This is a genomic window from Streptomyces sp. NPDC127117 (assembly GCF_042677325.1).
In the GTDB taxonomy this organism is placed as follows: domain Bacteria; phylum Actinomycetota; class Actinomycetes; order Streptomycetales; family Streptomycetaceae; genus Streptomyces.
In genome coordinates this window covers 32263-40328 of record NZ_JBHXTM010000062.1, presented here as the reverse complement: position 1 = coordinate 40328, position 8066 = coordinate 32263, and the positions used below count along the sequence as shown (strand labels likewise).

General features: G+C 69.6%; 8 protein-coding genes. 1 reads left to right on the top strand and 7 read right to left on the bottom strand.

Annotation, left to right across the window (positions count from 1 at the left end):
* Positions 1–159: 159 nt before the first annotated feature.
* Together ACFVH0_RS34835 and ACFVH0_RS34830 are read right to left on the bottom strand one after the other, a co-directional pair.
* Entirely contained in the window at positions 160–2643 is a 2484-nt protein-coding gene (locus tag ACFVH0_RS34835; protein ID WP_385826853.1) for an MFS transporter, read from the bottom strand.
* Positions 2644–2666: 23 nt separating this feature from the next.
* Positions 2667–3188, bottom strand: a complete 522-nt coding sequence (locus ACFVH0_RS34830) for a MarR family winged helix-turn-helix transcriptional regulator (protein WP_385826851.1) — start codon at positions 3186–3188, stop codon at positions 2667–2669.
* Positions 3189–3700: 512 nt separating this feature from the next.
* Between ACFVH0_RS34830 and ACFVH0_RS34825 the strand changes: the two genes are divergently transcribed.
* Positions 3701–3910: a hypothetical protein gene (locus ACFVH0_RS34825; RefSeq protein WP_385826849.1), complete on the top strand. Its 210-nt coding sequence runs from the start codon at positions 3701–3703 to the stop codon at positions 3908–3910.
* A gap of 44 nt (positions 3911–3954) precedes the next feature.
* Here ACFVH0_RS34825 and ACFVH0_RS34820 read toward each other — a convergent pair whose 3' ends face one another.
* From ACFVH0_RS34820 to ACFVH0_RS34800, 5 genes are all read right to left on the bottom strand, one after another.
* The gene (locus ACFVH0_RS34820; RefSeq protein WP_385826847.1) at positions 3955–4785 is read right to left on the bottom strand and encodes a hypothetical protein; all 831 of its coding nucleotides are present in this window, start codon (positions 4783–4785) and stop codon (positions 3955–3957) included.
* Positions 4786–4852: 67 nt separating this feature from the next.
* Positions 4853–5719 carry an RNA polymerase sigma factor SigF gene (locus tag ACFVH0_RS34815; protein WP_385826845.1) on the bottom strand — a complete coding sequence of 289 codons (867 nt, stop codon included), beginning with the start codon at positions 5717–5719 and terminating at the stop codon, positions 4853–4855.
* 236 nt (positions 5720–5955) lie between these two features.
* The gene (locus ACFVH0_RS34810) at positions 5956–6801 is read right to left on the bottom strand and encodes an RNA polymerase sigma factor SigF (RefSeq protein ID WP_266914311.1); all 846 of its coding nucleotides are present in this window, start codon (positions 6799–6801) and stop codon (positions 5956–5958) included.
* A gap of 304 nt (positions 6802–7105) precedes the next feature.
* Positions 7106–7399 (bottom strand): Dabb family protein, encoded by a 294-nt coding sequence (locus ACFVH0_RS34805; RefSeq protein WP_385826843.1) that lies wholly within the window; start codon positions 7397–7399, stop codon positions 7106–7108.
* Between the two features lie 9 nt (positions 7400–7408).
* Positions 7409–7573 (bottom strand): hypothetical protein, encoded by a 165-nt coding sequence (locus tag ACFVH0_RS34800; RefSeq protein WP_356481987.1) that lies wholly within the window; start codon positions 7571–7573, stop codon positions 7409–7411.
* Positions 7574–8066 lie beyond the last annotated feature (493 nt).

The following is an 8066-nucleotide window of genomic DNA, read 5'->3' as shown; positions in this document are numbered from 1 at the left end:
GACGGCAGGCCGTCCCCTGCCTGCCGTCCCCGCCGCCGGGGCCCATTTCCACCGGCCGGTACAGCGTCTCCGCTCGAAACGCCGACCCGCCAGAGGTCTGTGGTGAGAACGCCGTGCGGCAGGCTTCGCGGCGTCCGCGCCGCCTGCCGCCGGGCGCTCCTACTCGCCGGGGTGGGCGAGTTCGATGTCGTGGCCGTCGGCCCCGCGACCGGCGACGGTCAGCGCGCTCGCCACCGGCGGGTAGCCGGTCGCGATGACCGAGTAGTCGCCCGAGTCCAGGTCGGTGAAGGCGTACGCCCCGTCCTCCCCGGTCGTCGAGGTGGCGACCACATTGCCCGCCGCGTCGACCAGTGTGACCCGGGCGTCCGGCAGCGGCCGCCGCGCGGAACCGGCCCGCACGATGCCCTGCACCAGCGCACCGGACTGCAGCGCGGCCTCGACCCGGGTGACGCCCTGGCCGCCTATCTCCACCGGCAGCGCCAGCGGACGGAAGCCGGCGGCGTTCACCGCGACGGTCACCGAACCGGGCACCAGCTCACCGAAGGCGAACTCGCCCGTCTCGCCGGACTTGCCGGTGGCCAGCACATCGCCGCGCACATCGGTCACGATGACCATGGCGTCCTCCACCGGGGCGGAGGTCTCCGCGGCCCGCACGACACCGGCCAGTCCGCTCGTACCGGAGAGCAGGATGTCGTAGGCGAGCGGCTCGGCACCGACGACCACCGTGGACGCCTGCGGCTGGAAGCCGTCGGCGGACGCGATCAGGACGTAGCTGCCGGAGCCCGGCGCGTCCAGACCGTAGCTGCCGTCGGCCTGGGCGACGGAGCGCCCCAGCTGCCGGCCGGCCAGCGAGATCAGCGTGACGGCGGCCCGGGCGACGGGTGCGCCCTCGGCGCCGCGCACCACACCGTGCACGGTCGTGCCGTGCAGGGTGGCGACCGGTGCCTCCAGGGTGTCGACCGAGGTGGCCGTGGCCGGGGAGACCGGCGCGTCGGCGATGGTGGCCGGAGCCTCGACCGCCTCGGCGACCGGGGTCTCGGCCGTGGTCGCGGTCTCGCTCGAAGCGTTGGTCTTCAGGGCGACCTCCTTGATGAAGATCGTGATCACGAAGGCGATCAGCGCGGCCGGAGCGGCGTACAGGAAGACATCGCCGACACCGTGCCCGTAGGCGCTCTCCACGACCGTACGGAACGGCGCGGGCAGCTTGTCCAGGTCGGGGATGCCCCCGCCGCCGGTACCGCCGTGGCCCATGGCAGCGCCCTTGGGGCCGAGCTCCGTGAGACCGTCCTTGACGTAGTGGGTGACGCGGTTCGCCATGACGGCGCCCAGCGCCGAGACGCCGATCGCACCACCGAGGGAACGGAAGAAGGTGACGACGGAGCTGGCCGAGCCGAGGTCGGACGGAGCGACCTGGTTCTGCGTGGCGAGCACCAGGTTCTGCATCATCATGCCGATGCCGAGACCCATGACGGCCATGTAGACCGCGATGTGCCAGTACTCCGTGTCGTACCGGATGGTGCCCAGCAGCCCGAGCCCGGCGGTGACCAGGAAGCCACCGCTGACCAGCCAGGCCTTCCAGCGGCCGGTCTTGGTGATGACCTGGCCGGAGACCGTCGAGGAGATGAACAGACCCGCGATCATCGGGATCGTCATGACGCCCGACATCGTCGGCGACTTGCCGCGCGCCAGCTGGAAGTACTGGCTGAAGAAGACGGTGCCCGCGAACATCGCGATACCGACGAACAGCGAGGCCAGCGAGGCCAGCGTGATGGTGCGGTTACGGAAGAGGCGCAGCGGGATGATCGGCTCGCTGGCCTTGGACTCGACGGCGACGAAGATGCCGGCGAGCACGACGGAACCGATGACCATCGCGGCGGTCTGCCAGGACAGCCAGTCGTACTTGTCGCCCGCGAAGGTCACCCAGACGAGCAGCAGCGACACGGCGGCGCTGATGAAGAACGCGCCCCACCAGTCGACCTTGACCTGACGCTTGACGACCGGGAGCTTCAGCGTCTTCTGGAGCACGATCAGCGCGATGACGGCGAACGGCACACCGACGTAGAAGCACCAGCGCCAGCCCATCCAGCTGGTGTCGGTGATGACACCGCCGAGCAGCGGACCACCGACGGTGGCGACGGCGAACACCGCACCGATGTATCCGCTGTAGCGACCGCGCTCACGCGGGGCGATCATGGCCGCCATGACGATCTGCGCCAGGGCGGAGAGACCGCCGACGCCGATGCCCTGGACGACACGGCAGGCGATCAGCATGCCGCTGCTGGTCGACATACCGGCGACGACCGAGCCCGCGACGTAGATGACGAGGGCTATCTGAACCAGCAGCTTCTTGCTGAACAGGTCGGAGAGCTTGCCCCACAGGGGGGTGGTGGCGGTCATCGCCAGCAGCGAGGCCGTGACCACCCAGGTGTAGGCGCTCTGGCCGCCGCCGAGGTCGGAGATGATCTCGGGCAGTGCGTTCGAGACAACGGTCGACGACAGGATGGCGACGAACATGCCGAGCATGAGCCCGGCCAGCGCCTCCATGATCTGCCGGTGTGTCATCGGCGCGCCGGACGAGGGATCGGAGGATCCCCCGTGCTTGGCGTGGCCGCCCCGCACACCGGTTGGTGTGGTCGTAGCCATTTAAGTCCTTGTCTTTGCTTCTGTTACACGGGTGTACGGGTGTGCGAGTCGTTGTCGCTGTCGGCATGCCGGGTGCGGCAGTCGCCGCTGTGCTTTCCGGGGCCGCACCCGCTGGGCCCGCGACAGGCGAAACTGTCGCGCAGCCGGGCCAACAGCGTGTTGAGCTGTCCGACCTCGTCGTCCGACCAGTCGGAGAGGTTGTGGGCGAACATCTCGGTGGTCCGTCGGTTCAGATCGCCGAGCACGTCATGTCCGTCGGGGGTCAGCCGCAGGATGCGGGACCGCTTGTCCGCCGGATCCGGGGACCGCTCGATCCAGCCACGCTCGGCCACATGGGCGACATGACGGCTGGTCACCGACATGTCGACGTCCAGCAATTCGGCCAGTCGGCTGATCCGCATCTCGCCGTGCTGCCTGAGAAGAGCCAGCACCGCGGCGGAGCCGCCCGGACATTCGGCGGGCAGGATGCGGGCGAGACCCCTCTTGACGGCCCCTACGGCACTCAGCTGCCGGGCCAGTTCTTCGTACTGACTCCGTGCTGCCACGGGACGACCCCCAGACATCTCACCGGTTCATCTTGTTGCTTAGGGCAACCATAGAAGCCGTTGGTTGCTGCAGGCAAACGAAAAGGGGCTTGCAGAAGTAAAGGAACGCAAAAGGCTGCGTACGGCTCCGGTCAAAGGTCCAGCGTGTGGCGTGCGGATGATGCGGGGTGTGTCTCGCGCCACATGGGGGACGGGTGGGGTGCCGCCCGGAGCCGCGCCGGCCGCGTGAGGAAACGGACACGCCGAGTGCCCGTAAACGCCCCCTCGAACCCGACCGGAAAACAGTCGGCACACCAAGTCCCGCACATATGGGCCGAGTTGTCGACAGCCCCTTGCGCCACACCCCACAAGTGCCCTGTATGCGTGCCTGAATCCACCCCGCGGCAGCCGCACCGGCCTCCACCCCGAGGCAGGGGTCCGGCCGCTTCCTCACCGCTTCCGCGCCCCCGGCCTCGGCCCTTGGCCGACCCGGGGGTTGGGCCGCAACGCCGAGTTCGCTAGGGTCCTGGCTCATGGCACACAACCCCCACGCCCCGCAGGGCCCCGAGGGCAACCACGACCCGGCCGGCAGCACCCAGATGTTCCGCGCCTTCGTCGACGAGGGCGAGCCGCAGCGCCGGCAGCAGCCCGCCGCCTCGTCCGGACCGCGCGTCGGGGTGATCGTCGCCGTCGTCGTGGTGATCGTCGCCCTCGCGGCGGTCGCCTGGCTCGCCCTCGGCTAGGACCTGTCCGGGGCCCGTCCGGCCCCGCACGCTTCCACCCGTCACTACTTCAATACGGCGGTGACGTCCCGGGTCTCGACATGCATGCCCAGGGGCACCCGCCAGGCGTCCACGCAGACGGTGTACGTCTCCGTCCGCGCCGCTCCCGCGTCGATCGGCGCGGGCAGCGGCCCGGTCGACTCGACGGTCCCCCAGTCGACCCCCAGCGCACCGATGATGTGCGTGGCGAAGGTGACGGTTCCCGACCGCGCCGGTGATCCTCCGGTGTTCCGGAACTTCACGGTCACCTTCTCGCACCAGCGCTCGTCCGCCGCCGCCCGCACCGGTTCGCCCACCGCCAGGACGGCGGGCCCGGCGGGTGTGCCGGATCCGGGTGCGGAGGGCGTCGAGGGCGCAGAAGGCGTCGAAGGTGCGGAGGGCTCCCCTCCGGTTCCCCCTGTATCGCTCCCGCTCCCGCTGCCGCTCCCGCTGCCGCTCCCGCTCCCGCTCCCGCTGCCGCCGGTGCCGTGCGCTCCGGACGGCCGGGACGCTCCACCGCTCGTGGCGTCCGCACCTCCCGCCCCCTCGGCACGGGCCGAGGCCCCCGGCGAAGCCCCACGATCACCGGAGTGGCCACTACCGCCACTACCGCCGCCACTGCGGCTGCCGCCCTCGCCGTCGCGGTCCAGCGGGACCAGCGTCACCTTCCCGGACGGCGCCACCGCCCCGGTCGGCGATCTCCCGGAGTCCGTTCCCGCCGCGCCGAGCGCCACGTAGCCCTCGTCCGCCGTACCTCCGCCGCAGGCGGCCAGCACGCCACCCAGACACAGCGCGGCCGCCGAGGCGGCGATCACGGTGCCCCGGCGGCCGTTCGAGCCGAGCATCTGACGTCGCATCGCGCCAGTGTGGCTGACGCTCCGTCAAATCGGAACCCTTGTGCTCCGGTACGGGAGTCCACGGCGGTCAGTCGGCGATGAGTCCTTCCCTGAGCTGCGCGAGCGTACGGGTCAGCAGGCGCGAGACGTGCATCTGCGAGATGCCGACCTCCTCGCCGATCTGCGACTGGGTCATGTTGGCGAAGAACCGCAGCATGATGATCTGGCGCTCGCGCGGCGGGAGCTTGGCCAGCAGCGGCTTGAGCGATTCGCGGTACTCGACGCCTTCCAGGGCCGAGTCCTCGTAGCCGAGCCGGTCCACGAGGGAGCCCTCGCCGCCGTCGTCCTCGGGCGAGGGCGAGTCCAGCGAGGATGCGGTGTACGCGTTGCCGACGGCCAGACCGTCGACCACGTCCTCCTCGGAGACCCCGAGCGCCTTGGCCAGCTCGGGCACGGTCGGCGAGCGGTCGAGCTTCTGCGAGAGCTCGTCGCTGGTCTTGGTCAGCGCGAGCCGCAGCTCCTGGAGCCGGCGCGGCACGCGCACCGACCACGAGGTGTCACGGAAGAACCGCTTGATCTCCCCGACGACGGTCGGCATCGCGAAGGTCGGGAACTCCACGCCCCGCTCGCAGTCGAACCGGTCGATCGCCTTGATCAGGCCGATCGTGCCGACCTGGACGATGTCCTCCATCGGCTCGTTGCGGCTGCGGAACCGCGCCGCGGCGTACCGCACCAGCGGGAGGTTGAGCTCGATGAGTGTGTCCCGTACGTAGGCACGCTCCGGGCTGTCCGTTCCATCGGGGCCGGGTGCCGGCCCCAGAGCGGCGAGCCGCAGGAACAGCGAGCGGGACAGAGTGCGGGTGTCGATGGCTTCCGACGAGCTGGTGAGCACAACGGGTGCGGGTTCGCTCTTCGTGAGCGTGAGCACCTTCGAGCTGCCCTGTTCTGCGGACATGCCACCCCCTTGAGGTCGCGGACGGTCGCGTCGAGCCGCGACCATCGGAGGAACGCAGCCTCCACCTGAATACCGGAGGCGAGGCCACGGCAAACGCGGTTCCCGCAGAATGTCACATGTCGGCAACACGCTGTAGTGACATGTCGACAAGTCTTTGTGACGTCTGCGCAGTTAACAGGGGGTGTGGGCCATTTGGGCCGTCGGAAACGGGACTTCTGCTGCTCTACCCGATCCGGTTAGGCCTCGATCCTGTTTGCGGATCGGAGTCGGGCGAAGCTGCGGGCCAACAGCCTTGACACATGCATCTGGGAGACACCCAGTTCGGCACTGATCTGGGACTGCGTCAGATTGCTGTAGTAGCGCAACAGAAGGATGCGCTGTTCGCGCTCGGGCAGTTGTACGAGCAGATGCCGGACGAGGTCGCGGTGCTCGACCCCGGCGAGCGCCGGGTCCTCGTAGCCGAGCCGGTCCAGCAGTCCCGGCAGCCCGTCGCCCTCCTGGGCGGCCTCCAGCGAGGTCGCGTGGTAGGAGCGCCCGGCCTCGATGCAGGCGAGCACCTCGTCCTCGGAGATCCTCAGCCGCTCGGCGATCTCCGCGGTGGTGGGCGATCGGCCGTGAGCGGTCGTCAGGTCCTCGGTGGCGCCGGTGACCTGGACCCACAGCTCGTGGAGGCGCCGGGGTACGTGGACGGTCCGGACGTTGTCCCGGAAGTACCGCTTGATCTCGCCGACGACGGTCGGCATCGCGAACGTCGGGAACTGGACACCGCGCTCGGGGTCGAACCGGTCGATGGCGTTGATCAGCCCGATCGTGCCGACCTGGACGACGTCCTCCATCGGCTCGTTGCGGCTGCGGAACCGCGCCGCGGCGTACCGCACCAGCGGGAGGTTCGCCTCGATGAGGGCCGCCCGCACCCGGCCGTGCTCCGGGGTTCCCGGCTCCAGGTTCTTGAGCTGGCCGAAAAGCACCTGGGTGAGCGCCCTGGTGTCCGCGCCCCGGGTCCTGGCGGGCGTCGTCGTACTGTCGGGCGCCTCGGTCTGGACGGACTGGGGAGGCACTTGAGGCGCTGTACTGGCCGGCACGATGAGGCCACCCCTTTGCGGTCAACTTCGGTCAACTCATCCGTCAAAAGCGGTCATAGCATCACAAGACATGTCCACTGTGTGCAAGCACCGTATAGCGTCGTGTTGGGTTCAACTTGGTTTAAACACCAAAAAAGCCCCTCACCGCAATGGTGAGGGGCCAGGTGGCGGTCCGGACGAACCGGATTCCTGATCAACCGGCTCAACCGGATGAGCTGGATCAACCGGATCGGCCGGATCAGAAAGGATCGGCCGGATCAGAACGGATCGGCCGGATCAGAACGGATCGGCCGGATCGGCCGGATCAGAACGGATAGTCGGCGATCACCCAGGTGGCGAACTCGCGCCACTGCCCGGCGGCGGCCTGGTGCGCGGGGTGCTCGATGTACCGCTTCAGGGCGTCCTGGTCGGCGACCGCGGAGTTGATGGCGAAGTCGTACGCGATCGGCCGGTCGGTGATGTTCCAGGCGCACTCCCAGAACGCGAGCTCGGGAATCTGCCCCTCCAGCTCCCGGAAGGCCTTCGCCCCGGCGACGACCCGCGGGTCGTCCCGCTCGACGCCGTCGTTCAGCTTGAACAGGACCAGATGGCGGATCACGGTGTACTCCTACTTCACGAGCTCGGACATGAAGTCGCCGACGCCCTGTGCGGCACTCGAAACGCCCTCGAACCCTACCTGGACGAGATCAGCCGCCCGGGCCGGGGAGGTGATGATCGTGTACAGCACGAAGACGACTACTACGTAGAGAGCTATCTTCTTCGCTTGCACCACAGCCCCTGCCTCCCCTTCGATCCTCTGTTTCGATCTCCTGTGCAGTCGGGCGATTCTATCCGCACGGATGACCGCCTCCCCGGGAGGCTTCCGACCGCACTCACACAGCCTTTAAGGACCAAGGACCCGGCGATCGAGGCCCTTTGCCCGCCTGCGCATCCCCCGCGAGGGAGCAGGATGGACGGTGAGCCCAGCGGATACGGCAGGTACTCCGAGGGGCTCGGAACGGGCCCCCACTGTGGGATCCCCGCCGCAGGTCACCCCCCTGACCGCGACGAGGACCGGAGGCCCCGTTCTCACCGGGGGAAGCGGCTTGTCCCCCCGATGCCGCTTCCCCCGACCTGAACATGGGGGACCTTTGGCCCCGGGGCCCGCGGCCCCACTTGCGCCCGGGGCCAAAAAGTGGCCCGCGGGGGCCCGGCCCGGGGGGGCCCCCCCCCCCCCCCACGCGCGGCAGCCCCCCCCCCCCCGGGGGCCCCCCCCCATGACGGCG

Excerpts from the sequence above, each read along its gene's own strand:
- ACFVH0_RS34835 (WP_385826853.1), bottom strand. The coding sequence starts at position 2,643 with ATGGCTACGACCACACCAACCGGTGTGCGGGGCGGCCACGCCAAGCAC.
- ACFVH0_RS34825 (WP_385826849.1), top strand. The coding sequence starts at position 3,701 with ATGGCACACAACCCCCACGCCCCGCAGGGCCCCGAGGGCAACCACGAC.
- ACFVH0_RS34820 (WP_385826847.1), bottom strand. The coding sequence starts at position 4,785 with ATGCGACGTCAGATGCTCGGCTCGAACGGCCGCCGGGGCACCGTGATC.
- ACFVH0_RS34815 (WP_385826845.1), bottom strand. The coding sequence starts at position 5,719 with ATGTCCGCAGAACAGGGCAGCTCGAAGGTGCTCACGCTCACGAAGAGC.